We start from the raw sequence: 24,972 nt of genomic DNA on the forward strand, positions 1-24,972 counted from the left end.
ACTTCTCCATGTAGACCCTTCTTCCATTATTTCAGGTCTTTTTCAGTCAGGATAACATCGTTTACCGGTTTTCCTTTATCATCTATATATTCATATTTTATAGTCGAAATCCCATAACGTTTAATAGAACCTATTATAGTTTTTAAGTCACTGCTTCTCAAAATACTTTCTTTCATAATTGCTTTAGCTCCTTCTCCTTTTAAAACCGAAGCATATTGTTTTGGCACTTCTATTTTATAAACTACTTGATTTTCTTTGTTTACTTCTATTTTAATGATTTTAGTTCCATCTTCATTTACAATCGGCATGCTTCTATTCATTACTGTCAGTAGTTGCTGTAATTCTGAATCTGCACTTGATTCTGGACTTAATATATCTTTTATGCCTTTAGGTTCTGATTTTTTTGTGCTCAAAATTTTCTTTAATTCTTTGCTGTCAACTTTAGATTCGGCAAGTACTGATGCATCATTGGCCAAAAAGTAAATTTCGAACAATACACCTTCTTCTATTAAATCCATAGAAGCATGATCTTTACCCAGCATTTCTCCCATCAAACCGGGAAGCATCTGAGCATATATCGATTTCATAGATGGATTAGGTTCTAGATTAGTATCAATTTTTATCTCCACCTTTTTTTCGTTTAAAAATGCTTTTGCAGCCGCACCGCTTATAATATCACTTTTAAAAAGTTCAGAAGAGTTATTAAAGGTATTCACGTATGCTTGAATTTTCTGTTTTGTATCTCGACAGCTTATTAAAAATAATGTGATGGCAAGTGTACATGCAATTTGAGTAATTTTCTTGATCATAGGTTTAAATTTATTTAGGTATAACACAAACATACTGGAATAGTAACAGTTAACCAAACCAAAATTCTTTTCTTAACAAAAGAAAAAACAGTCTCCTAAAGTTATAAAAAGAGACTGTTTTTACATTTTACGAAAGTTCCGAATCCGAATTGTCAACTAAAGTTTAGCGGTTTCTTTATTAGGTTCTGCGGTTCCTTCTAATACCGCTAATTCTTCTTTATTTACCAATTGCTGGGCAAGAATAGCGTTATTATAAGCCAAAAAGTAAACATCAAATGTTACCCCTTCATCAATCAAAGAAGCAGAAATTTGGTCGTTTTTAATCATTTCTCGTAACAAATCAGGAAATGAATCTTTATATGTTGCTTTATTCGAATCGTTTTCTTCAAGATTGGTTTCGATTCTTATTTCAATTTTATTATCATTTAAAAAAGCTTTTGCAGCTGTACTTGTAATTCCGTGCCCCTTAATAGAAGACGAATTATTGTACTCACTTACATGTTCCTGAATTTTCTGCTTGGTGTTCTTACAGCTTACCAGCAGTAATGCAAAGGCAAAAGCAAATGCGATTTGGGTAATTTTTTTGATCATAGTTTTTGGTTTTATAGTTAAACTTGTAACTCAAACATAACAAACTTTTAACACAAAAACAACATTCACAAGATTAAAGTTAATTATGTAATTATTTGACTACAAATTAATTAAATTAAAAAAGTATTCACATCACATTAACAAAATCATTGCAATTTCAAACAAAAAACACACATAAAAAAGCCTCTTTAATCAGTTATAAAGAGGCTTTAAGTATAATTTAATTTTTATTTCAACAAATCTGAGACAGTCTGTTTGTTTACTATTTCTTTGAGAAGTACGGTATTGTCGCTTGCTAAATAATAAGCATGAAATTCAACTCCTTCGTCTATTAATTCTTTTAGATTTTGATCTTTATTGATAAGATCTTTCAATAAAGCAGGAAAATCAGTATTCGCCTTCACTTTATTTGCTTCATTTAATTCTAAGCCTGTTTCAAACCGTAACTCGATTTTGTTATCATTTATGTATCCTCTGGCAGTAGTAAGTGTAACATTATCTGCTTTAAAGTTTGCAGCAGAAGCGTTGTAAGTAGTTACAAATTCCTGAAGTTTCTGTTTGGTATTTTTACAGCTTACCATCAGTAATATCATTATTAGAGCAAATGCAATACAGCTTATTTTCTTTCTCATGATTTTATTATTTTATTTTCTGAAGTCTTAAAAGTGCTTCAAGATAATAATAATCTGCGTAATTTATAGAACAATCAATTTCACTTCCTGCAGGTTTATGTCCAGTTGAATGAAGCAGAAATGCCGAATTTACATCATGACTTTGATATTGATCTGAAAGCGAAACGATCATTTTTTTTGCTTTTGTCAGGTATTCTGATTTCAAAGTTTTGTCTTTTGTATATAAACTTAACTCTAAAAGTGCCGAAGAAACAATCGCAGCGGCTGAAGCATCTCTTGGTTCATTTGGAATATTTGGCGCATTAAAATCCCAATACGGAATCAAATCTTCGGTTGTTAATTTATCCAGATATACTCTTGCTAGTTTATGAGCAAAATCTAAAAACTTCGTGTCTTTCGTTTCTCTGTACGTCATCGTAAAACCATAAATCGCCCAAGCTTGCCCTCTAGCCCACATACTGTCGTCGCTATAACCTTGAGCGGTTCTTCCTTTGATTTTTTTTCCTGTTTCAAAATCATAAATAATAACGTGATACGATGTATTATCAGGTCTAAAATGATTTGCCATTGTGGTTTCGGCATGTTTTACAGCAATATCATAAAGTTTTTTACTGCCTCCGTTTTTTGAAGCCCAAAACAGCATTTCCAAATTCATCATATTGTCAATAATCGTATTGTGTCCGCCCATTTTATTATGAGGCCATGATTGAATTGTTCCCACTTTTGGATTAAAAAGTGTTGCTAAAGTATCAGCTGTTTTTAGAATGATTTCTTTGTACTCTTTGTTTTTAGTCAAACGATATCCGTTTCCAAAACTATTAAATACCTGAAATCCTAAATCATGGTCTGCCGCTTTACTAACTGATAACGGCGTTAAGAAACGTGAAAATTTATCAGCTTCTTTTTCCCATTTTTTATCTTTTGTTGCTTCATACAAATACCATAATTCGCCTGGCCAGAATCCGCTTGTCCAATCTTTATAATTTACAAATTTCCATTCTTTACTCCCGTTTGGAACCGTTCTTGGCGAAGTTCCGTCATTTGGAATAACTTTTAAAGTCTTTGAAGCCTGTTCTGCACAGTAATCCAATTGTTTTTTGATATTAAAAGAATTGTCTTTTTGAGAATAGCCCTGATTTGCAAGCAGAAACAAAGCGGTAATCAGTGTAAAAAATTTTACATTCATGTGGTTATTTTTAGATAGATAGTTTATTGAACCGATAAATTTATAAAATAAACCAAACCTATTTGAATCTTTGTATTTTTGTTTAACCAAAAATGTACTAATTTTTCTTAAGTCAAATCAAATTTGAGCCGATCCAGAATTTCATATTTCATTTCATTTCTATTTGTAATCTTTCTTGGAATCATGTCCAGAAAAATTTCATTTGTTCCTTTATGGATTGGTGATTTCTTATATGCTGTCATGATTTACATTTTGATACGGGTAGTTTTTCCTAGTAAAAAAGCTTTCTATGTACTATTATTTTCAGCATTAACTTGTTATAGTATAGAATTTTTACAGCTTTATCAAGGTCAATGGATGATAGAACTTAGGAAAACGTTTTTGGGGCGGTACGTTCTCGGACAGGGATTTTTATGGTCTGATATCGTGGCTTATACATTTGGAATTCTATTTATATTTTCAATCGAAAGACTCATTTTAAAATATCATAATCATGAAACTCGTTTTTGCATCAAACAATAAAAATAAAATCAAAGAAATTCAAAGCATTCTAAATGGCACTATACAATTATTAAGTTTAGAAGATATTGGCTGTCACGAAGATATACCAGAAACTGCTGACACCATTGAAGGGAATGCCATTTTAAAAGCCAATTATGTGACCGAAAGATACGGTTATGATTGTTTTGCCGATGATACAGGATTAGAAGTTCGTGCCTTAAACGGAGAACCTGGCGTATATTCTGCCCGATATGCCGGAGAACAGAAAAATGCCGATGACAATATGAATAAACTTCTAGAAGCTTTAAAAGATCAAGAAAACAGAAGTGCTCAGTTCAAGACCGTTATCGCTTTAAACTTAAATGGTGAACAACATCTTTTTACAGGTCTGGTTCAGGGAAATATTACCTTAGATAAAACTGGAAATCATGGTTTTGGATATGATCCAATTTTTCAGCCTGAAGATTATCATGAAACTTTTGCCGAATTATCTGCCGAAATCAAAAACAAAATCAGTCATCGCGCGAAAGCAACTGAGCAACTTATTGATTTTCTGAACGCAAGAAAATAATTGTTTAAAATACAACATTTTAGTGTTTAAAATTGATATTTCACGACGTGTTTTTTAGAGCAATTTGGTATTCTCACACAAAAATGATTTTAGCAAAAATGTAACTTTTTGATAATCAAAACATAACAAATACATAAATCTTAAAATAGCATTAGCATATCTGAATAATTAAAAGTAATTTTGCACCCTATTTTAAAAACATATATGAACAAATTTGAACAATTAGGATTGAATGAATCGTTACTGAAGGCGATTTTAGATCTAGGATTTGAAAATCCGTCAGAGGTACAGGAAAAGGCGATTCCCCTATTATTGGAAAAAGACACGGATATGGTTGCGTTGGCTCAAACAGGGACAGGGAAAACAGCAGCTTTCGGTTTTCCGTTAATCCAAAAAATTGATGCTGACAACAGAAATACACAGGCATTAGTTTTATCGCCAACAAGGGAGCTTTGTTTACAGATTACTAACGAACTTAAAAACTACTCAAAATACGAAAAAGGTATTAATGTGGTAGCAGTTTACGGAGGAGCTAGTATAACAGAGCAAGCTAGAGAAATTAAAAGAGGAGCACAAATTATTGTGGCTACTCCAGGAAGAATGCAAGACATGATTAACAGAGGTTTAGTAAACATTAAAAACATAGATTACTGTGTTCTTGATGAGGCTGACGAAATGTTAAACATGGGATTCTATGATGACATCGTATCTATCTTATCAGATACTCCAGACGAAAAAAGCACATGGTTGTTCTCTGCAACAATGCCGCAAGAAGTTGCTAGAATTGCAAAACAATTCATGAGCGAACCATTAGAAATTACTGTTGGAGCTAAAAACTCAGGTTCTTCTACTGTATCTCACGAATTTTATTTAGTAAACGCTCGTGACCGTTACGAAGCTTTAAAAAGATTGGCTGATGCTAATCCAGACATTTTTTCTGTAGTTTTCTGCCGTACAAAAAGAGACACTCAGGCTATTGCCGAGAAATTAATTGAAGACGGATACAGCGCTGCAGCTTTGCACGGAGATTTATCTCAAGCACAACGTGATGGTGTAATGAAATCATTCCGTGGAAGACAAATTCAGATGCTTGTTGCTACTGACGTTGCTGCACGTGGAATTGACGTTGATAACGTAACACACGTTGTAAACTACCAATTACCTGATGAAATTGAAACATACAACCACCGTTCTGGACGTACAGGTAGAGCTGGAAAATTAGGAACTTCTATTGTTATAGTTACAAAAAGTGAGTTGCGTAAAATTTCTTCTATTGAGAGAATCATCAAACAAAAGTTTGTTGAAAAAACTATTCCTTCTGGAATCGAAATCTGCGAAATTCAGTTATTGCACTTAGCAAACAAAATTAAAGATACCGAGGTTGATCACGAAATTGATAACTATTTACCAGCAATCAACAATGTTCTTGAAGATTTATCGAAAGAAGAGTTGATCAAGAAAATGGTTTCAGTAGAATTTAATCGTTTCATTACTTACTACAAGAAAAATAGAGATATTTCTGTTCAATCTTCTAGCGAGAGACGTGAAAGAGGTGATGCTGAGCCAAGAGAATTCAACAACAACGGAGCAGTTCGTTACTTTGTAAACATTGGTTCAAGAGACAATTTCGACTGGATGTCGTTAAAAGATTACTTAAAAGAAACATTAGACTTAGGTCGTGACGATGTTTTCAAAGTAGATGTAAAAGAAGGATTCTCTTTCTTCAATACTGATCCAGAGCATACTGATAAAGTAATGGACATCTTAAACAATACTCAGTTAGAAGGACGTCGCATTAATGTTGAGATTTCTAAAAATGACGGTGGCGGAAGACGCGATCACAACAACCGTGGCGGAAGACGTAATTCTGGAGGAGATTCAAGAAGAGATGGAAACTTTGCTCCAAGACGTGAAGGCGGATTTAGAAGCGATAGAAATTCTTCTAGAGATGGAGGTTCTCGTGACGGAGGTTTCAGAGGCGACAGAAATTCTTCTTCTAGAAAAGAAGGAGGTTTCAGAAGAAACGAAGGAGGTTCTGATAGAGCTCCAAGACGTTCTGAAAGCTTCGGAGATTCATCAAGACCAAGAAGACCAAGAAGAGATTAAACTTATTTAATCCCTTAAAATACAAATCCCAAATTCCAGATATAATTGGAATTTGGGATTTTTTCTTATATCTAACTATGTTATCAATGCCTTTGTTAATTTTCTTATAATTATATTGATAGACTGCGAAATATTTAATCTCGATTTACTACTTTTAGTGCTTTAAATCAGGATATGAAATATTTCGCAGTTTTCTTTTTTTTACTATTCTCTACGATTACTTTTGCGCAGGACAACGAATCTACTACACCGCAAAGGGTTTCGGGTTATATTATAAACGATGATAGTAAACAACCTCTTCCAAATGTAAATATCATTAACACCAACAAAGTACGTGGCGCAAAATCAGATGCAAAAGGGTATTTTGAAATTGATGTACAGCCAAATGATACTATCCATTTTTCTCTTTTAGGGTTTCAATCCCTCCGAATTAGAGTAACAAATGACTGGATTAAAAATAAAGTAACTCGAATTCAGCTTACCGAAAAAGCAATTGCGCTTGAAGAGGTTATTATTGCTCCTTTCAGTTTAACAGGATATCTTGAAATCGATTCTAAATTAATTCCAACCAAAGAAAATTACCGTTACAGTATTTCGGGTCTAACACAAGGTTACGAGGCCGGCGAATATTCTCCAAATGCTTTTGGTAAAGTATTAGGTTCTATTTTCAACCCTGCAGATATGTTGTACAATTTCTTTGGAAAAAATGGAAAAGAGCTCAAAAAGCTCAAGGATATGAAAAAAGACGATACGATTAGAAACCTTTTGGAAACGAAATACGATCGCGAAACTATAGCTGTACTATTAGGAATTAGTAAAGATGAAATTCCTGAAATTTTACAGCGATGCAGTTATTCAGATGCCTTTATCCAAACCGCAAATGACTTACAAATCTTAGATGCCATCAGCGGATGCTACGAACAATATAAAGTACTTAAACGTAATTAGAGAATTTTTAGTCACGGTATTCAGTATTCAGTATTCAGTCGCAGTATACGATGATCAGTTATAAAAAAGAGAGCAATTATAATGATTAATGATTGCTCTCTTTTTTAGTTTTCAGTCACAGTTTTCAGTTTCGCAAAGCTGAGCACTCAGACCATAAACTGTGACTAAATACTGAATACTGAGACTGAATACTGAGACTGAATACTGTAAACTTATTTAACCGGTATATTCGAAAGAATTTCCAACACAAATTTCCAATATTTTTGAGCAGATGAAATACTTGCTCTTTCATCAGGAGAGTGAGCTCCGTGAATAGTTGGACCAAAAGAAATCATATCCATATCAGGATAATTTGTTCCTAAAATTCCACATTCTAAACCTGCGTGACAAGCTACCACTTTGGGTTGTTCACCGTTTTGTTTTTCGTAAATATCTTTTAAAACTTCTAATATTTCAGAATTTACATTTGGAGTCCATCCTGGGTAAGAACCAGAAAGTTCTACTTCGCAGCCTACTAGTTCAAAAGCAGAACGCAAAGAATTTGCTAAATCAAATTTTGACGATTCAACAGAAGATCTTGTCAAACATCCCACTAATATTTCTCCGTCTTTAATAACCACACGGGCAATGTTATTTGAAGTTTCAACCAAATCGGCCATATCAGCACTCATTTTGTAAACTCCATTATGAGCTGCGTAAATAGCTCTTATAATACCTTCTTGAACACCTAAATCCATTACTTTTTCAGGTAAATCGCTCTTTACAATTTCAATAGACAGGTTGGGTTCAGTTGTTTTGTATTCTGCTTTAATATCCGAAATTATCTCCTGCATGTCATACACATACGCTTCATCAAACATCTGAGAAATAATAACTTTAGCAGTACTTTCTCTCGGAATGGCATTTCTAAGACTTCCACCGTTAATTTCAGTAATCTGTAAACCAAAATTTTCAAAACCGTCAAATAATAAACGATTCATGATTTTATTGGCATTACCTAAACCTTTATGAATATCCATTCCAGAATGCCCACCGTTTAAACCTTTTACGGTAATCGTATATCCAACAGAACCTTCAGGAACTTCTTCTTCGTTATAATTTCTTGTTGCTGTTACATCAATTCCTCCGGCGCATCCAATATCAATTTCGTCATCTTCTTCAGTATCTAAATTCAAAAGAATCTGACCTTGTAAAATTCCGCCTTTAAGATTTAAAGCTCCTGTCATTCCCGTTTCTTCATCAATTGTGAACAAAGCTTCGATTGCTGGATGCGGAATATCTTTACTTTCTAAAATCGCCATAATAGTCGCTACTCCCAGCCCATTATCAGCTCCAAGAGTTGTTCCTTTTGCACGAACCCAGTCACCATCCACATACATATCGATTCCCTGCGTATCGAAATCAAAAAAAGTATCGGCATTTTTTTGGTGCACCATATCAAGGTGACCCTGCATTACGATTGGCTTACGGTTTTCCATCCCAGGAGTTGCTGGTTTTCTTATGATTACGTTTCTAATTTCGTCTTCAAAAGTTTCTAAACCTAAACTGTTACCAAAGTTTTTCATAAACTCAATAACACGTTCTTCTTTTTTAGACGGACGCGGAACGGCATTTAAATCTGCGAATTTATTCCAAAGTGCTTTTGGCTCCAGATTTCTTACTTCTTGACTCATTATGTTTTGTTTGAAGTTTAACAATTAAGAATGTCAAAGTTACAAAGTTTAATTTCTATTTTGCCACTATTTTTTTTGAAAACCAGTATTAAAACAGATAAAAACAATGATCTAATTTTTTTAAATTTTAATAGTTTTTTGAGAAACACTTATTCCTTTTCCTCCTGCCATAAGTTTTGTAATTTGTTCATTTTGTATAATTAAATCAACATATATCAAACTTGGAGATGGAATAGACATAAAATTCCCCTGTTCTATTAGAAAACTATTTTTCTTACTATTTAATTTATCATATAAAAAACAAGCCAAAGGTCCAGCCGCCATTCCTGTTCCAGATTCTTCTTCGATACCATATCTAGGAGCAAACATTCTTGTTGTTGCATCACTTTCAGAATTTTCACTATTGGTAAAAACATAATATCCTATTAAATCTAAATCGTTACTGATATCATTAATCAAATCGAAATTAGGTTTTATTTTTTTTAGAATTTCTGAATTTAATACAGGAATAATAACAAACGAGTTTCCTGTATTTACCAACGAAATTGGCGCATTCTCAATAAGATCATTTTCATTTAAGGATAAAGATTCTAGAATTAATTTTCTTTTTTCTGAAACATCAACATATTTTGGTGCTTGTTGCTCCATAAATGCGAGCTCTCCTTTCAGAATGATTTCTTTTATTCCATCTATGGTTTCTTTTGAAGATTGAAAACCATTTATTTTATTCAACTGACTTAAATGAGAAAAAGCTGCAATTGTCGCATGACCACAATGGGCGATTTGTCTGTTTGGAGTAAAAAAATCGAGTTTAAAATCTGCTTTAGCTGATTTCGAAACGAAGGCTGTTTCAGACAATCCAACTTTTGCAGCAATAAGCAGTTTTTCTTCATTTGTTAAATCATTAGCATCAAGAACTACGCCTGCTGGATTACCTCCTTTGTTTTCACGAACAAAAGCATTTACTATTTGTACGTTAAGTTTTTTAAGTTTATTCATGTTTTGCAATTTTGAATTAATTATACATTCATAAACCATAGACGCAGTATATCGTAAAAAGACGCAAAATTATTGTAAAGAAAAATCATCAAGATTCATTTCATCTTTATTCTTGCAATTTAAGACTTGTGTTTTTACTTTTTCTTTTCCTCTCTGAACTCTTGATTTAGCGCCAGAATGAGATATTCCAAGATATTCGGCTAATTCAATTTGAGAAAAATCTTTTAGAATAGTAAGCAATAAAGCTTGTTTGTATTTATCAGGAAGATTATTTATTTTACTATTAATGCAATCAGACAATCTCGAAAAATCTAAATCTACTTCATCTTCCGCCATGTCATTATTATCAAGAAATAAAACTGAATTATTTTTTCGAAAATGATCGATAACACTATTTCTTGTAATTTGATATACCCACGAAGTTAACTTCGAAGAATCTTTTAAAGTATGAACGTTCAACTGAATCTTCAAAAAAACATCCTGCAATATATCTTCACTTATCTCTTTGTTCTTTACTTTCAAAAAAATAAATTTTTGAAGTTCTAAATGAAAATCTTTCCATATATTTTGAATTTCATTTTTCATGTTCTTCCCTTTTACATACTACAAAACTATATATGCAAAAATAATGATAAAAAGAGTACAAAATAGTTTATTATATTTACGATAATTATATTCTTTTAAAATGTTAAAACGAAAATACATCCTGCCTTTATTTCTTTTAGTTCAGATCATTTTTTACAAAATACTTCCGTTTTTTCTGGATTTCGTAGAAGGTTTTTACAGCAACAATCTCTACATTCGAATTTCGCATTTTTCAAGATCTGTTTTAGGAAGATTTCCATTTTCGGTTGGCGATTGCATTTATGCGATTTTGATTTTATCCATTATTAGCTGGTTTTGGAAGATTCGAAAAACATGGAAAACAGATTGGAAAGACCATCTTTTAAAAATAACAGGCAAAATTTCTGTTTTTTATTTTTTCTTTCACCTGCTTTGGGCATTTAATTATTATCGTGAACCTCTTTTCCAAAAAATGGATATTAAAAGAGAATATACAGATGCCGAATTATTAGTTTTTACGAAAAAATTAATTGCAAAAACTAATGAAATTCAGCTGAAAATAACAAAAAATGACAGCGCAAAAATTGTTCTTCCGTATTATCAGAAAGAAGTGTTCACAATGAATGTAAACGGATATAACAATCTATCAAAAGAGCATCCGTATTTCAAATATGAGATTTTAAGCATTAAGCCATCATTATTCAGCGTGCCATTGACTTATATGGGTTTTGGCGGTTATTTAAATCCGTTTACCAATGAAGCTCAGGTTAATGATTTATTGCCAATGTATAATTTTCCGCTTACGAGTGCTCACGAAATGGCACATCAAATTGGTTTTGCCAGCGAAAGCGAATGTAATTTCATTGGCGTTTTGGCTTGTGTAAACAACGACAATTTGTATTTTCAATATTCGGGTTATAGTTTTGCTTTGCGCTATTGCCTTAGTATTTGGAAATTTAAAAATGAAAAACTGTTTGACCAGTTAAAAAAACAAGTAAACGTTGGAATTTTGAAAAATTATCAGGAAAGTAAAGATTTCTGGAAAAAATACGACACTTTTATCGATGAAGGTTTTCATTTTTTATATGATAGTTTCTTGAAAACCAACAATCAAAAAGACGGCATGGAAAGTTACAGTAAATTTATCGATCTGATGGTGAATTATTACAAAACCAGAGAATTATAATTTTTTATTAGACAGCTGTAAATTGATTAATCTTAGTAAAAAAATTAAATTCCAACTGTAACAAAAATGATTTCAATACTACTAATACTTTTATGAGCGAAAATCTAGAACAGTCATTTGTTGCGCAATTGCAGGCAAATCAGAATATAATCCACAAGATTTGTCGATTATATACTGCCGGCGAAGACGCACATAAAGATTTATTTCAGGAAATTACCATTCAGCTCTGGAAGGCTTATCCAAAATTTAGAGGCGACAGCAAGTTCTCAACCTGGACATACCGTGTAGCCTTAAATACTGCCATTACCTTATACCGTAAAACCAAAAGAACCATATCTACCGTAGATTATGAAAGTCATCAGCATTTTGTAAAAGATGTTGATTACAACTATGAAGAGGAAGAACAGATAAAATTGATGTACAAAGCTGTTTACCAACTTAATGACATCGAAAAAGCATTAGTGTTTATGTATTTAGAAGACAAAGATTATCAAGAAATAGCCGAAACTTTAGGTATCAGCGAAGTAAATGCCCGCGTGAAAATGAACCGAATTAAAGGAAAGCTGAAAAAAATATTAAATCCTTAAATTGTATTATGAAAGAACTGGATTTACTAAAAAAAGACTGGAAAAAGAACTCGGATTCTTTTCAACAAATTTCTGAAAAAGAAATCTACAAAATGATTCACAAGAAATCATCTTCTATTGTAAAATGGATTTTGATTATCAGTATTTTGGAGATTTCATTTTGGACGTTTTCTAATATTTTCATTAATACTGATGATGTTCTTAGAAAAATCAATCATCCAGAAATTGTAACGACACTTGAATATTTAACGTATTTTAATTATTTAGTGGGTCTTGTCTTTGTATTTATCTTCTATAAAAACTACACGACGATTTCGACAACTGTCGCTACCAAATCGTTAATGAGTGCAATTTTAAGAACTCGTAAAACGGTACAATATTATGTATGGTACAATCTGGGAATGATTGTAGTGACCTCTATTTTAAGTTTCTTTATTGCTTTTGTCTACAATCCTGATATGGCTTTTTTAAGAGATAAATTAGCCTTAAGCGGAAAAGCGATGTTTACCACAATAGGGATATTACTATTGGTAATATTAGGTTTCTTTGGATTGTTCTGGTGTTTCTACAGATTGCTCTACGGAACTCTGTTACGCAGATTGTATGTGAATTATAAAGAGCTGAAGAAGATTGATTTTTAATTAAGTTCTGAGATACCCTAAGATACTAAGGCGCTAAGTTTTTTAGTGGCAAAGGAACAAAGGTTTAAAGGCGATTTGACTTAAAAAAATAAATCTAAAATCAGAAATCTAAAATTTTTAATAATCCCAGCGTCTCATTTGGTTTAGTTCTTCCTGAGCTTTTAGTTCTTCTGCCGGAATTACCTTTAAGAATGATGGGTGTTGTTCGATTGCGTATTCTACTTTTTCTACGATTTGTTCGATCGTATCGTTTTCATAATCAATATCAAGAGGTTCTTTGATGATGAAAGATTGAAGGATATTTTTCTTTTTCATACGAAGTCCTTTTTTGTCAAAAGAACGACGGAATCCATCGATTACAATAGGAATTACAATGGGTTTGTGTTGTTTGATGATGTGGGCAGTTCCCTTTCGAACTGGCTTAAAGGATTTTGTAGTTCCTTGCGGGAAAGTAATTACCCAGCCGTCTTCAAGTGCAATTCGGATATTTTCAGTGTCATTTGGGTTTACTTCGCGTTTTTCGGTTACGTCTACTCCTTTTGAACGCCAGGTTCTTTCCACAGTGATAGCTCCAACATAAGCCAAAATTCGAGGCAGTAATCCAGCCTGCATGGTTTCCTTTGCAGCAACATAATAAATATTCATTTTGGGCTGCCATAAATAACCAATATTCTTAATCGTATCTTGACGTCCGCTTAAACTTGCGTTAAACACATGAAACATCGCTACAACGTCGGCAAAATACGTTTGGTGATTTGAGATAAACAATACGTTAGTGTCCGGCAATGTTTTAATAATTTCAGATCCGTCAATCTGCAATTCATTAAAACCTCTATATCTTCGGTGGGTCATGGCTCCCAAAATACGGATTAACCATTTCTTGATGAATAATATATGTCCAAAAGGATTTCGTTTAAACAATCCCATAACGTTGTTTTTACATTTTTAGTTAAGTCGCAAACATACAAAATTTATTCGTTTAGCAATAGTTTAAAAGATTCTCTAATATTAATCACTATTGCCATGATTATCAAATTGTTATTTTTATAATTTTATATTTTCTGCTCAAATGTGAGTTTCAAAACATCTCTCAGCTCGCTCAAAATCATCGCTGTAGCGCCCCATACAATATGATTTTGTATACCAAACGCTGGAACTACTGCATCAATTGCATAAGAAGTTGACAATGTGGTTTCAATAATAATATCGTCATTTAAGAAGTCCGAAAGCGGTAATTCAATAATTCCCGCAACTTCGCGGACATCTGGATAAAATGAAAGCTCTTCTTTTGCAATTCCTAAAAAAGGATGCACCAAAAAATTACTTGGCGGAATATACATTGGCGAGAAGTGTTTAATAACTTCAATTTTTTCTGGAAGAATACCAATTTCCTCATTAGTTTCTCTTAAAGCAGTGTCTTTGAAATCAAAATCTGAAATTTCATATTTTCCTCCTGGAAAAGCAATCTGCGAAGAATGTACTCCGTTGTAAGCATTTCGGACAATCAGAACAAGATGTGTTTTTCCATTCTTCGGATAAAACAACATCATTACAGCAGCGATTCTTGGATTTCTTGCTTCAACATCTAGATTTTTCAAAGCTTGGATGCGTTCTTTGGGAGCCATTTTAATATGTGACAGCTCTGCTGGAAGTTCAACTGGAATTAAATTAGGAACATATTGCAAAAAATCTTGAAAATCCATATTCAAAGTTTATTTTTGTACTTTCAATTAAAATATAAATATACTCCAGAAAATGCGGTTCTACAAGTTTTCGGGAACAAAGCCATAAAAATGTACAGCAGAGAAGAATCACAACGAATAAAAAGAGAATTTTGGGTAGCTTTTGCAGAAAAATATCCTCGTAAATGGGTGCTGTATGATACCAAAATAAAAGATTTCTCTTTTAAGTTTTATGTTGATAATAAAAAAGCACAGGTTTTAATTGACATTGAACACCGAAGCGACGAAAAACGAAATGCTTACTTTGAAAAACTGGAAGCTTTAAAAGGTATTTTGGAAGAAGAATTTATTCAAGATTTGGTTTTTGAGAAAAATTATACTCTTGAAAGTGGTAAAACAATCAGCCGAATTTGGGTTGAAAAACTGGATGTTGGTTTCAGTAATAGAAATCATTGGGATGCTATTTTTGATTTCTTTAATGAAAAAATGCATGCTCTTGAAATGTTTTATCTAGAATACGACGAGTTTATTAAAGATATAGAAGTGTAAAATTTTTAAGTCTTATACAAAAAACCCCGACATTTATAGTGCCGGGGTTATTTTTTATACCATAAAAAGGTTATACACTATAATATGATCGTCGTAATTGATATAAAGCTGTTTGCGGTAATCTTGTTTTTTTCTGGTGATAATAGAAAGCTTACATTCACGTCCGTCATTGTCCTTGCACATAAATGAGTACACAATATCGGTTTCATTTTCTTCTCTTTCGATGTAATCCAAAATGTTATACAACTGTATTTCTTGAGAATAGACCACAATTCGGTGTTTATCGGTGTCTAGAACAACTGAAAGGTTTACCAAGTCAAGATCGGACCATTTGCCCCACTTCCCTCTTTCTGTTTTTTCTAAAACGCTAAATCCTGATGTTTTAAAATGATAACTCTGGCTTTGAACGTTGTGTACGCCAAAACCTAAAAACAAAAAAAGTATATATATTCGTATAGAATTCATAAAATATTTCTTACCAGCAATTAAAAGTCAAATGTAGCTTTTTCTTCGCAGGCATTTTTAAAATCAGACATCATTTCCTGAATTATTTGTTCTACAGGCAGAATTTCGTGAATTAAACCGGCAATCTGGCCAATTTCAAGTTCTCCTTCTTCAAGATCTCCTTCAAACATTCCTTTTTTAGCTCTTGCTCTGCCTAATAACTGAATCAAATCTTCTTTTGAAGGACATTTTTCATACAATGCCTGAACATCATTATAAAACTTATTTTTTACTAACCGAACTGGAGCTAATTCTTTCAATGTCAATTGAGTATCACCTTCTTTTATACTAACTATTGTTTCCTTGAAATTATTGTGAGCTGATGATTCAATTGAGGCAGCAAAACGGCTTCCTACTTGAACTCCGTCGGCACCTAAAACCATTGTGGCAAGCATTCCTCTTCCTGTGGCAATTCCGCCGGCAGCGATGATAGGAATCTGGATTTTTTCTTTCACCATGGGAATCAGCGTTAAAGTCGTCGTTTCGTCACGGCCGTTGTGTCCGCCTGCTTCAAAACCTTCGGCAACAATAGCGTCAACTCCAGCTTCCTGTGCTTTTAACGCAAAAATACTGCTGCTGACAACGTGTACGACTGTGATTCCTTTTTCCTTTAAAAATGAAGTCCACGTTTTGGGATTTCCGGCAGAAGTAAAAACGATTTTCACGCCTTCTTCTACCACAATATTCATAATTTCATCAATGTTAGGATACAACATTGGAATATTCACTCCAAAAGGTTTATTGGTTGCTTTTTTGCATTTCTGAATATGTTCTCTCAAAACATCTGGATACATCGATCCTGCTCCAATTAACCCTAAACCTCCAGCATTACTTACTGCAGATGCTAATTTGTAACCACTGTTCCAAATCATTCCTCCCTGAATAATTGGATATTTTATATTGAAAAGCTTCGTAATTCTATTCATCAAAAACGCTTATTGTTTTAGTATTTTTCCGGTTTTTTTTTGACCATTTGATTCAAAAGTATAAAAATAAAGTCCGCTTGTTAAGTTTTCTACCGAAAGAACCGGATTCTGGTTTGTTATCTGTTTCTCAATCAGCTTTTGCCCTAAAATAGAATAAACACTTACAGAAGCTGTATCATTTTGAAATGAAAAAGAAATAGTTGATTTTGCAGGATTTGGATACACCGAAAAATCTGAATCTGATTGAAATCTTTCTACACTTAAAGTCGATCCAAAATTTGGAATTCCGTAGCCATAATTATTGTCTGGATTGGTAAATCGGTCGGAAGAAGCCAAAATCATCTGTCTGATTTGCTGATTGGTTTTATTTGGAAAAGCCTGCCAAAGACAAGCCACCATTCCCGCCATAATTGGACAAGAAAATGAAGTTCCGTTTGCAGTACCAATATTTCCCGAAGTATCTGAAACTACAGATGCAGTTCCCTGAGCCATAATATCAGGTTTGATTCGATTATCATAACTTGGTCCGATGGAACTAAAACTTGATTTTACTTTCGCAGAAGTTACTGATCCTACTGTTATTACCGAAACTGCATCTGCGGGTCCGCCTATATGTTTTTCTGTTGTATTTCCTTCATTTCCTGCTGAGGCCAAAACGATCATTCCTTTACTAAAAGCGATTTCCGCCCCTTTTGAAATGAAATTTGTCGTTCCGTTCATATCGCTGTAAGTATGACTGTAATTGGCATTATCAAAAGCAAAATATCCTAGAGAAGTAGTTATAATATCAGCTCCTAAAGCGTCTGCTTGTTCTGTGGCTTCTACCCAATAAGATTCTTCAACTGGATTTTCGGAAGCATTATCTTCAGTTATAAATAAATAATACGAAGCGTCTGGCGCAGTTCCCACTAAAGCATTTTCTTTATAACCTCCCATAGTTGACAGCACTTCGGTGCCATGATCGTTTCCTGAATAAAAATTGGCGTTTCTGTTAACAAAATCGTATCCGCCTAAAATCAGGTTATTATCTCGTAATCTCTGAAATGGTTGAGCAGTATTTACACCTGGAAAACCTGCATCGAGAACTGCAATTATTTTTCCTGTTCCGGTAAAATTCTGCTGGTGCAGAACTTGTCCGTTTAACATCTGGATTTGATTTAATGAATTTCCGTAAGAGTAATCGATTGTGGTTTTCAATTTGTCTTTAACCTTGGAAACTGAATTTTCAGAAACTTTTTTAGCCGTTGTATTTAAGGCTTTATTGGCAAAAACTATTTTGTTTACAAAAGAAAGTGATGCAAGTGCATTAATATCGCTTTGAGTTCCTCTTATATGAAGCGCATTCATCCATTTAGATTGTGCTAATACTGTAATTCCAGTACTAGCTTTCACTTGATTTACATATGTGATTTCAAGCGGCGCATCGGAAATATCCAAGGTAATATTTTGGTTTGTACGACGATCTAAAGCTTTCTGCGAAAGTGTTTGCAACGGATTATTGAAGAAATCCTGAGCATTGGGTTTTCCTGTAAAATAAACCCATGCATCTTCCTGTGCGAAGATTGAAAACGAAACAAATACTAAAAGAAAAGTAAAGGTATATTTCATAGCATACTTTTTAGCGGAATTTCTTCCTAAGAAAGTATAAAGCTAAGAAATTACTCCCGAACCAACTAATTCATTTTCTAAATACCAAGCTACAAATTGTCCTTCTGTAATAGCCGATTGAGGTTCTTCAAAACGAACGTACATTCCGTCTTCAAATTGATATAAAACGGCTTTTTGCAAAGGCTGGCGGTAACGGATTCTGGCCATTACTTCCATTGATTCTCCCGGTTTTAAAGCCATATCAGTACGAACCCAATGCACTTCTGAGTTACCTACAAACAGCGCTTTTTTAAATAAACCTGGGTGATTGCTAGACAAACCGGTATAAATAGTATTCGTATCGACATCTGTGGCAATTACAAATAACGGATCTGTAGTTCCTCCTACATTCAGACCTTTTCTTTGTCCAACTGTAAAATAATGAGCCCCTTGATGTTTTCCCACAACTTTACCCATTGTTGGAAGATATTCTAGTTTTTTAGCTTCTATTTTTAATTCTTCTTCTAATGATATTCCTGCTGGAATTTCATTATTATAAATTGGGTCGTTTTTATCGATTTGAACTATTTTACCTTCTTTTGGTTGTAATTTTTGCTGTAAAAATTCCGGTAAACGTACTTTTCCAATAAAACATAATCCTTGAGAATCTTTCTTTTCTGCTGTTACCAATTCCATTTCAGCCGCGATTTCGCGTACTTCAGGTTTTGTTAAAGCTCCAATTGGAAACAACGCTTTTGATAATTGTTCTTGTGACAACTGACATAAAAAGTAAGACTGGTCTTTATTAACGTCGTTTCCTGCAATTAATTGATAAACAGTTTTTCCGTCAACCTCAGTTTCACTTTTTTGGCAGTAGTGCCCTGTAGCCACATAATCAGCACCAAGACTTAAAGCGATTTTCATAAAAACATCAAATTTGATTTCGCGGTTACAAAGCACGTCAGGATTTGGAGTTCTTCCTTTTTCGTATTCGTTGAACATATAATCAACGATTTTTTCTTTGTATTCTTCGCTTAAATCAACAGTCTGAAACGGTATACCAAGTTTTTCGGCTACTAATAAAGCATCATTACTATCTTCTAACCAAGGACATTCATTAGAGATTGTAACCGAATCATCGTGCCAGTTTTTCATAAAAAGCCCAATAACTTCGTATCCTTGCTGCTGCAATAAATAAGCGGCAACACTAGAATCTACTCCACCAGAAAGACCAACTACTACTCGTTTCATTTTAAAACTTTTAATTTTTTATAAGGGTGCAAAGGTACGTCATATTTTAGAAAATTTAAGGGCTTTCAATTAGTTTATATAATCCAGCGGTAGATAAAACTTATGGTTTAAATACTTACTTTTAATATTCAAATAAAGTATTATGAAAAAATACATTTACAGTTTATTTCTATTTTTCACTTTACTGTCGGTAAGTGCACAGCGATATTCGTCATCATTAGCTGATTACGAAGCGTATAAAGCATTTAGAGGCAAGCCTTTATCGGATAAATTTTCGAATATTGAATCTGTAAAAGTGATTTATGATTTAAGAAAACAAAAAATGTATTACTTCAACAGTACATTGATTTCGCTTCATTATGATTTTGTTACAAATTATCTGCATTACAATCATGATTTAGAAGTTTTTAATAATGAAAATTACAGTAATACAGAGAAAAATCGTGATTTTCTTCTTGGAAACCTTAATCATATTAAAGGAACTGATAAATGGATTTTCGAACTGGCAGCTTCAGATTACATGCCTATTGAATTGATTGAACGCTTTTTTTACCTCGTTAAAAAATCCACTTTTATTGGAGATAATTTAAAGTTCTATTTGAACAATCCCGAAAAAATGGAATGGTTCCGATTGGAAAAGTTTAAAATTCCGTGTGTCAAATCAGATTATATTTTTAATGAATTAAAATATCAGGAAGTTGTAGGCGGAACAAATGTTGGCATCTTAAAGCAATACAAAATCAATGATTTAGAAAAAACTAAACCCAATCCTGATGAAATTGTAATTCTTGACGGAACACCAGATATCCTTCCAAATGTCCGTGGAATTATTGTGACTGAACTGCAGACACCTTTAAGTCATTTAGTGCTTTTAGGTAAAAACAGAAAAATTCCAATTATGGCATATACAAAAGCTTTTACGGATCAAAATATCAGCCGATTTCTTTCTAAAAAAGTGGAATTAAAAATCGAAGTTGATACATTTTTCATTAAAGAAAGTACTAAGAACATAGCACTGAAAACAAATTCCAAAAAGAAAAAATTAACAATCGATACCACTATTACCAATTTGGTCGATTTGTCTAAAATTCCTAAAAAAGGGGTTAATTATATTGGATCGAAAGCGCAGAATATGGCGTATTTAATAGCAGTTTCAAAAGAAATTCCTTTTAAAGTTCCAGAAAACGCACATGCGATTCCGTTTTATTATTATACCAAACACATTCAGAAAAAATCGATTTCACCTTTAATACAGGAACTTTTGGCTTTTCCCAAGAAAGATTCGATTGCTTGGATAAACAATCAGCTGAAAAAAATTCGTGACGCTATTAAAAAAGAATCTATTGATCCAGAATTAATTTCGAAGTTAAATCTCGAATTTAAAAATGCTAAGTTTAAAAATTTCAGATTTCGATCTTCTACAAATGCCGAAGATTTAGATGATTTTAATGGTGCTGGATTATACGATTCTAAAACCGGAATTATGGGCGACAGCATCAAAACATTTGAAAAAGCAATTAAACAAGTCTGGGCAAGTGTATGGAATGAAGCTTCTTATAATGAAAGAGAAATTTACGGCATTGACCAGCATAATATTGCGATGGGCGTTTTGGTTCATCGTTCTTTTCCTGATGAACTGGCCAATGGCGTTATTATTACCAAGAATATATTCAGACAAAACTTTCCTGGAATTACGGTCAACATTCAAAAGGGTGAGAATTCAGTTGTAAAACCTGAAAAAGGAGAAGTCTGCGAGCAGTTTGTAGCGTATCACTTTAACTCAGGAACGAGCGACGAAGATTTTGATGTGGATTATACTTCCAATTCTAATCTTAATAACAATGAGCCATTATTAAGCAGAACCGAAATGAGCCATCTTTTTATGGTCAGCAAGAAAATTGAAGAAAAAATGTATCGTTACTGGCGAAAAAACGCATTTCATCCAGTAGATATTGAATTTAAAATTGTGGGAGAAAGTCGTGATTTGTATATCAAACAGGTTCGTCCATTTAATGACTAATCAATAAAAAACCAATACATCTATTTCATTGGAAACGGTGTTTATCAGTACAATCTTGAATTCAAAGTCATCAATATTAATTTTTTCCTGAATGTTTTTTCTAATGGTTTTATGATCTAAGGAAAAACCGTTTGACAGGGCTATTTTGACATCAACAGTATTTAAATATTTTGAGGCTTTTTTATTTACAATCACCGAAGCTGCAATGTAAAAACCAATGATTATAATTTGAAAAAAGAGCAGTAATTCTATTTTCTCAAACGGATACATAATATCGAGAATAGAAAGTGTAATGGTTGCAAAAAGAAAAATAATGGCATTTACGGTAAAGGATTGTGTTCTAAATCTCAGGATTGAAAATATCGCAAACAAACCAAATCCAATGCCAACGCCAATTTCGATTTTGGTGAACAAATAGCAAAGCGAAAAAGTACACAATCCAACAATAACCATTAACGGATTTATGGTTTCATTGTCTTTTCTGTTGGAGAAAAAATACAAAACCAAAATCGAAAAAAACAATAATAAAAATCGTCCGACAAGTTCGTTTAAATCCATTCAATCAAAGTATAATTGAGTTCAAATTTAAAAAAAATCAGCCACGAATTCACGAATCTTTTATATTTAAATAAATTCGTGAATTCGTGGCTGGAAATTGTTTCTTTTATATCCGCCTATTTATTTTTAGGTTTTGAATCGGCTTGGTAACTGCTTTTCGGATCGCTCATGTTAACTTCTTTGGTTAATTTGCCTTTAGTATAAAATTGCCATATTCCAGCTTTTTTTCCGTTTACAAACTTTCCTTTCGAAGCTACAGCACCATCGGCATCATAAAAAACAGCATCGCCGTTAAATTCGTTGTTTTTATAAGTGGTTAATTCTAAAGGCGTACCATTCTGACCCATTTTTTTATAGGTTCCCTCTCTTGAGCCATTAACATAAGTCATTTCTTCAGCAACTTTAGCATTAGGATAATAAACAGTTCTCGGGCCGTCAAGTTTTCCTTTTTTATAATTTTCAGAAATCATTAGAACTTTAGAAGCCTTATGATAATATTTCCATTCCCCTTCTCTGTCTTTTCCAATTTCTTTTCCTTCACTTACTTTATTTTTACTCTGATCGTAAAAAATTGTGTACGAACTGCCATCATTTGCTGTAAAATCACGTGTTGCAATTACATCGCCTTTTTTAGTATCATCAAAAAACTTGAATATTCCGGTCTCTTTTCCATGACTAAAAGTTCCTTCATATCTTGGACGTTTTGATTCGTAAAATCCTTTCCAGACACCATCCTTTTTACCATCAGCATCTACTTTATTAAACTCTGTCTGAGCATTTACTAAAAAGACATTTATGAATGCCAATACTATTAAAATTCTTTTAGAAGTCATGTTTTAATCAATTTTAAACTTTAACGAAATTTAGCTTCAGAAAGTATACAATACTATCACCAAAGTTAAAATTTTGATTTTACTTTTATATCACAAAAGTTTCTTCAAAAAAAAATCCCGATAAAACGGGATTTTTTAAGTTTTTATTTCTTTTTATTTTGAGCTTTTTTAGCCGCTTCCTGCTGTTCCATCACTTCTTGAAGACGTTGTTGGAATTTGCTTGGTTTTTTAGGCTCTCTCTGTTTGTTTTCTTGAATTTGAGCGTGAATTTTTTCACTGTCTACAATATAATTTTTAATTACAAACATAATTCCGATTGTAATTAAGTTTGAAATAAAGTTGTACAAACTCAATCCTGCTCCATAGCTGTTGAAGAAAATTAACATCATCAACGGTGATACGTAGATCATGATTTTCATCATTTTCGCCATATCCGGCATACCTTCCTGCTGTGGAGCTGCCATTTGCTGATCTCCTGAAGTCATTTTCATGTAGAAGAAAATCGCAATTGCTGCCAAAATTGGGAACAAACTAATGTGATCTCCATACAATGGAATATGGAAAGGTAATTTTACAACTGAGTCAAAAGAAGATAAATCATCTGCCCAAAGGAAGCCTTTTTGTCTTAGTTCAAATGCAGCAGGGAAAAACTGAAACGAAGCGTACATAAAAGGAAGCTGGATCAATGCTGGAATACATCCTGCCATTGGGTTTACTCCTGCTTTGTTGTACAGTTTCATAGTTTCCTGCTGTTTTTTCATTGGGTCTTTTTTGTATTTTTCGCCCAACTCATTAATATCAGGTCTTAAAACTTTCATTTTAGCCTGAGACAGGAATGATTTATAGGTAATTGGCGACATAGCCAATTTGATAATAATGGTAAAAATAATAATCGCAATTCCTAAAGACAATCCAATTGTTGAACTTAAGAATCCAAATAACGGAACGAAAATTAATTTGTTGATCCAACCAAAGATTCCCCATCCTAGTGGGATAATTTTTTGGAAATCTTTATCGTAAGATTTTAATACTTTGTAATCTGCTGGTCCAAAATACCAGTTCATTTTATAATCGATTTCACCATTTGTAAAAGCTAAAGGAACTGTAGCATTAAATTGTTTGGTGAAAACAGTATCAATTTTTTCGTCTTTTACTAAATTCTGAGATACTAAATCAGCTTTTGCAAAAGCAGTATTCGTTTGAAGGATGGTAGCAAAGAAATGCTGTTTGAAAGCGATATAATCTACTTTTTCAGGATTTTCTTCTTTGTGGTCTCCTTGACCTACATAACTTTCTTTTCCATCTTCATAGTTATAATAAATTTCAGCATAACGGTTTTCATACGAAACACTTTTTTCGTTTCTGTACGTTTTTAAATCCCACTGTAAATTTACTGGTTTAGAAGAATTTAGAACTCGGTTTAATCCTTGAGAACGAATATCAAAACCAACTAAGTAATCATTTGGTTTTAAAATGTATTTGTATTCTAAAAATTCGTTAACACCTGCTTTTAAACGCATAGATAAAACTTGATCGGCTCCTACTTTTTCTAATGTAGGTTCAAAAAACAAATCTTTCGAATTTAAAGTTCTATTATCAGTAGTTTGTAACTGAAGGTTTAAATTAGAATTGTTGTCTTTAATCAACTCTACTAATTGTTTTGATCCTTTTCTAAATTTCTCAAATTCTTTTAAAGTTGCTTCAACAATGTACCCACCTTTATTAGCAATTTTAAGTTTGATCTTTTCGTTTTCAATAGTCGTAAAAGATTCTTTTGCAGAAGGAAGTGTCGCAGAATAAGCGAAACCACCTAATGTTTTTTGCAATTGCGCCAATTGCACTGTATCTCCAGGAGTTACAGCAGCAGCTGGTAATGATGTAGTTTTTGCCTTATCAGCTTTCGCTTGAGCTTCTTGTTTAGCTACTAATTCTTTCTTGGCTTTTTCAGCAGCGATTTCTTTTTCAGACGGTTGATTTTGGTACATAATCCAAATCAAAAGTCCAAATATCAATACAAAACCAATGATCGAATTGAGATCTAATTTTTTTTCTTCCATTATTTTAAAAA

26 protein-coding genes are annotated in these 24,972 nt (G+C 33.0%); 9 read left to right on the forward strand and 17 right to left on the reverse strand.

Going from position 1 to position 24,972, the window contains the following annotated elements; genetic code table 11:
* Positions 1 to 26 precede the first annotated feature (26 nt).
* From P2W75_RS12175 to P2W75_RS12195, 5 genes are all read right to left on the reverse strand, one after another.
* Entirely contained in the window at positions 27 to 809 is a 783-nt protein-coding gene (locus tag P2W75_RS12175) for a hypothetical protein (protein ID WP_276380675.1), read from the reverse strand.
* 156 nt (positions 810 to 965) lie between these two features.
* Positions 966 to 1,400: a hypothetical protein gene (locus P2W75_RS12180; protein ID WP_239023232.1), complete on the reverse strand. Its 435-nt coding sequence runs from the start codon at positions 1,398 to 1,400 to the stop codon at positions 966 to 968.
* A gap of 227 nt (positions 1,401 to 1,627) precedes the next feature.
* Positions 1,628 to 2,032 (reverse strand): hypothetical protein, encoded by a 405-nt coding sequence (locus tag P2W75_RS12185; RefSeq protein ID WP_276380676.1) that lies wholly within the window; start codon positions 2,030 to 2,032, stop codon positions 1,628 to 1,630.
* 7 nt (positions 2,033 to 2,039) lie between these two features.
* A complete protein-coding gene (locus tag P2W75_RS12190; RefSeq protein ID WP_276380677.1) occupies positions 2,040 to 3,218 on the reverse strand; it encodes a glycoside hydrolase family 88 protein in 1,179 nt (392 codons plus the stop codon).
* 107 nt (positions 3,219 to 3,325) lie between these two features.
* Complete coding sequence (locus P2W75_RS12195) at positions 3,326 to 3,460, reverse strand: hypothetical protein (RefSeq protein WP_276381009.1); 135 nt, start codon at positions 3,458 to 3,460, stop codon at positions 3,326 to 3,328.
* Here P2W75_RS12195 and P2W75_RS12200 point away from each other — a divergent pair.
* The 4 genes from P2W75_RS12200 (at position 3,459) to P2W75_RS12215 (ending at position 7,344) form a co-directional block, all read left to right on the forward strand.
* The gene (locus P2W75_RS12200) at positions 3,459 to 3,740 is read left to right on the forward strand and encodes a DUF2809 domain-containing protein (protein ID WP_276381005.1); all 282 of its coding nucleotides are present in this window, start codon (positions 3,459 to 3,461) and stop codon (positions 3,738 to 3,740) included. The two genes, P2W75_RS12195 and P2W75_RS12200, sit on opposite strands and share 2 nt — an antisense overlap.
* Complete coding sequence (locus P2W75_RS12205) at positions 3,712 to 4,290, forward strand: non-canonical purine NTP diphosphatase (RefSeq protein WP_276380678.1); 579 nt, start codon at positions 3,712 to 3,714, stop codon at positions 4,288 to 4,290. The genes P2W75_RS12200 and P2W75_RS12205 overlap by 29 nt, the downstream gene beginning before the upstream one ends.
* Before the next feature lie 204 nt (positions 4,291 to 4,494).
* A complete protein-coding gene (locus P2W75_RS12210; RefSeq protein WP_207297034.1) occupies positions 4,495 to 6,396 on the forward strand; it encodes a DEAD/DEAH box helicase in 1,902 nt (633 codons plus the stop codon).
* A 174-nt stretch (positions 6,397 to 6,570) separates the two neighbouring features.
* On the forward strand, positions 6,571 to 7,344 hold the full coding sequence (locus P2W75_RS12215; protein WP_207297035.1) for a carboxypeptidase-like regulatory domain-containing protein: 774 nt from the start codon (positions 6,571 to 6,573) through the stop codon (positions 7,342 to 7,344).
* A 212-nt stretch (positions 7,345 to 7,556) separates the two neighbouring features.
* Here P2W75_RS12215 and P2W75_RS12220 read toward each other — a convergent pair whose 3' ends face one another.
* From P2W75_RS12220 to P2W75_RS12230, 3 genes are all read right to left on the reverse strand, one after another.
* A complete protein-coding gene (locus P2W75_RS12220; RefSeq protein WP_276380679.1) occupies positions 7,557 to 9,017 on the reverse strand; it encodes an aminoacyl-histidine dipeptidase in 1,461 nt (486 codons plus the stop codon).
* A 120-nt stretch (positions 9,018 to 9,137) separates the two neighbouring features.
* Complete coding sequence (locus P2W75_RS12225; protein WP_276380680.1) at positions 9,138 to 10,016, reverse strand: PhzF family phenazine biosynthesis protein; 879 nt, start codon at positions 10,014 to 10,016, stop codon at positions 9,138 to 9,140.
* Between the two features lie 69 nt (positions 10,017 to 10,085).
* Complete coding sequence (locus P2W75_RS12230) at positions 10,086 to 10,601, reverse strand: sigma-70 family RNA polymerase sigma factor (protein ID WP_207297038.1); 516 nt, start codon at positions 10,599 to 10,601, stop codon at positions 10,086 to 10,088.
* Between the two features lie 100 nt (positions 10,602 to 10,701).
* Between P2W75_RS12230 and P2W75_RS12235 the strand changes: the two genes are divergently transcribed.
* The 3 genes from P2W75_RS12235 (at position 10,702) to P2W75_RS12245 (ending at position 12,994) form a co-directional block, all read left to right on the forward strand.
* Positions 10,702 to 11,766: a DUF3810 domain-containing protein gene (locus tag P2W75_RS12235; RefSeq protein ID WP_276380681.1), complete on the forward strand. Its 1,065-nt coding sequence runs from the start codon at positions 10,702 to 10,704 to the stop codon at positions 11,764 to 11,766.
* A gap of 92 nt (positions 11,767 to 11,858) precedes the next feature.
* Positions 11,859 to 12,353 carry an RNA polymerase sigma factor gene (locus P2W75_RS12240; RefSeq protein ID WP_007810116.1) on the forward strand — a complete coding sequence of 165 codons (495 nt, stop codon included), beginning with the start codon at positions 11,859 to 11,861 and terminating at the stop codon, positions 12,351 to 12,353.
* Between the two features lie 8 nt (positions 12,354 to 12,361).
* Entirely contained in the window at positions 12,362 to 12,994 is a 633-nt protein-coding gene (locus P2W75_RS12245) for a hypothetical protein (RefSeq protein WP_207297040.1), read from the forward strand.
* Between the two features lie 117 nt (positions 12,995 to 13,111).
* Here P2W75_RS12245 and P2W75_RS12250 read toward each other — a convergent pair whose 3' ends face one another.
* Both P2W75_RS12250 and P2W75_RS12255 read right to left on the reverse strand, forming a co-directional pair.
* Positions 13,112 to 13,921, reverse strand: coding sequence for a 1-acyl-sn-glycerol-3-phosphate acyltransferase (locus P2W75_RS12250; RefSeq protein ID WP_207297041.1), 810 nt, complete (start codon positions 13,919 to 13,921; stop codon positions 13,112 to 13,114).
* 125 nt (positions 13,922 to 14,046) lie between these two features.
* A complete protein-coding gene (locus tag P2W75_RS12255; protein ID WP_276380682.1) occupies positions 14,047 to 14,697 on the reverse strand; it encodes a CoA pyrophosphatase in 651 nt (216 codons plus the stop codon).
* 90 nt (positions 14,698 to 14,787) lie between these two features.
* Here P2W75_RS12255 and P2W75_RS12260 point away from each other — a divergent pair, with 90 nt between their 5' ends.
* Positions 14,788 to 15,225, forward strand: coding sequence for a DUF4268 domain-containing protein (locus P2W75_RS12260; protein ID WP_276381006.1), 438 nt, complete (start codon positions 14,788 to 14,790; stop codon positions 15,223 to 15,225).
* 54 nt (positions 15,226 to 15,279) lie between these two features.
* On the opposite strand, the gene P2W75_RS12265 is transcribed toward P2W75_RS12260, so the two are convergent.
* From P2W75_RS12265 to mnmA, 4 genes are read right to left on the reverse strand one after another with little or no spacing between them, the layout of a single operon-like run.
* Positions 15,280 to 15,690, reverse strand: a complete 411-nt coding sequence (locus P2W75_RS12265) for a hypothetical protein (RefSeq protein ID WP_207297043.1) — start codon at positions 15,688 to 15,690, stop codon at positions 15,280 to 15,282.
* A 20-nt stretch (positions 15,691 to 15,710) separates the two neighbouring features.
* Positions 15,711 to 16,655, reverse strand: coding sequence for a nitronate monooxygenase family protein (locus P2W75_RS12270; RefSeq protein ID WP_276380683.1), 945 nt, complete (start codon positions 16,653 to 16,655; stop codon positions 15,711 to 15,713).
* Between the two features lie 9 nt (positions 16,656 to 16,664).
* Positions 16,665 to 18,263, reverse strand: a complete 1,599-nt coding sequence (locus tag P2W75_RS12275; RefSeq protein ID WP_276380684.1) for a S8 family serine peptidase — start codon at positions 18,261 to 18,263, stop codon at positions 16,665 to 16,667.
* Between the two features lie 42 nt (positions 18,264 to 18,305).
* Positions 18,306 to 19,493, reverse strand: a complete 1,188-nt coding sequence (gene mnmA, locus P2W75_RS12280) for a tRNA 2-thiouridine(34) synthase MnmA (RefSeq protein WP_276380685.1) — start codon at positions 19,491 to 19,493, stop codon at positions 18,306 to 18,308.
* A 142-nt stretch (positions 19,494 to 19,635) separates the two neighbouring features.
* On the opposite strand from mnmA, the gene P2W75_RS12285 reads away from it, so the two are divergent.
* On the forward strand, positions 19,636 to 21,513 hold the full coding sequence (locus P2W75_RS12285; RefSeq protein ID WP_276380686.1) for a PEP/pyruvate-binding domain-containing protein: 1,878 nt from the start codon (positions 19,636 to 19,638) through the stop codon (positions 21,511 to 21,513).
* On the opposite strand, the gene P2W75_RS12290 is transcribed toward P2W75_RS12285, so the two are convergent.
* From P2W75_RS12290 to yidC, 3 genes are all read right to left on the reverse strand, one after another.
* Complete coding sequence (locus tag P2W75_RS12290) at positions 21,514 to 22,071, reverse strand: DUF4956 domain-containing protein (protein ID WP_207297048.1); 558 nt, start codon at positions 22,069 to 22,071, stop codon at positions 21,514 to 21,516. It lies immediately after the preceding gene.
* A gap of 116 nt (positions 22,072 to 22,187) precedes the next feature.
* Positions 22,188 to 22,904 (reverse strand): toxin-antitoxin system YwqK family antitoxin, encoded by a 717-nt coding sequence (locus P2W75_RS12295; RefSeq protein WP_276380687.1) that lies wholly within the window; start codon positions 22,902 to 22,904, stop codon positions 22,188 to 22,190.
* 143 nt (positions 22,905 to 23,047) lie between these two features.
* A complete protein-coding gene (gene yidC, locus P2W75_RS12300; RefSeq protein WP_276380688.1) occupies positions 23,048 to 24,961 on the reverse strand; it encodes a membrane protein insertase YidC in 1,914 nt (637 codons plus the stop codon).
* Between the last annotated feature and the right edge of the window lie 11 nt (positions 24,962 to 24,972).

Origin of the sequence: Flavobacterium sp. H4147 (genome assembly GCF_029360735.1) — a bacterium.
Taxonomy (GTDB): Bacteria; Bacteroidota; Bacteroidia; order Flavobacteriales; family Flavobacteriaceae; genus Flavobacterium; species Flavobacterium endoglycinae.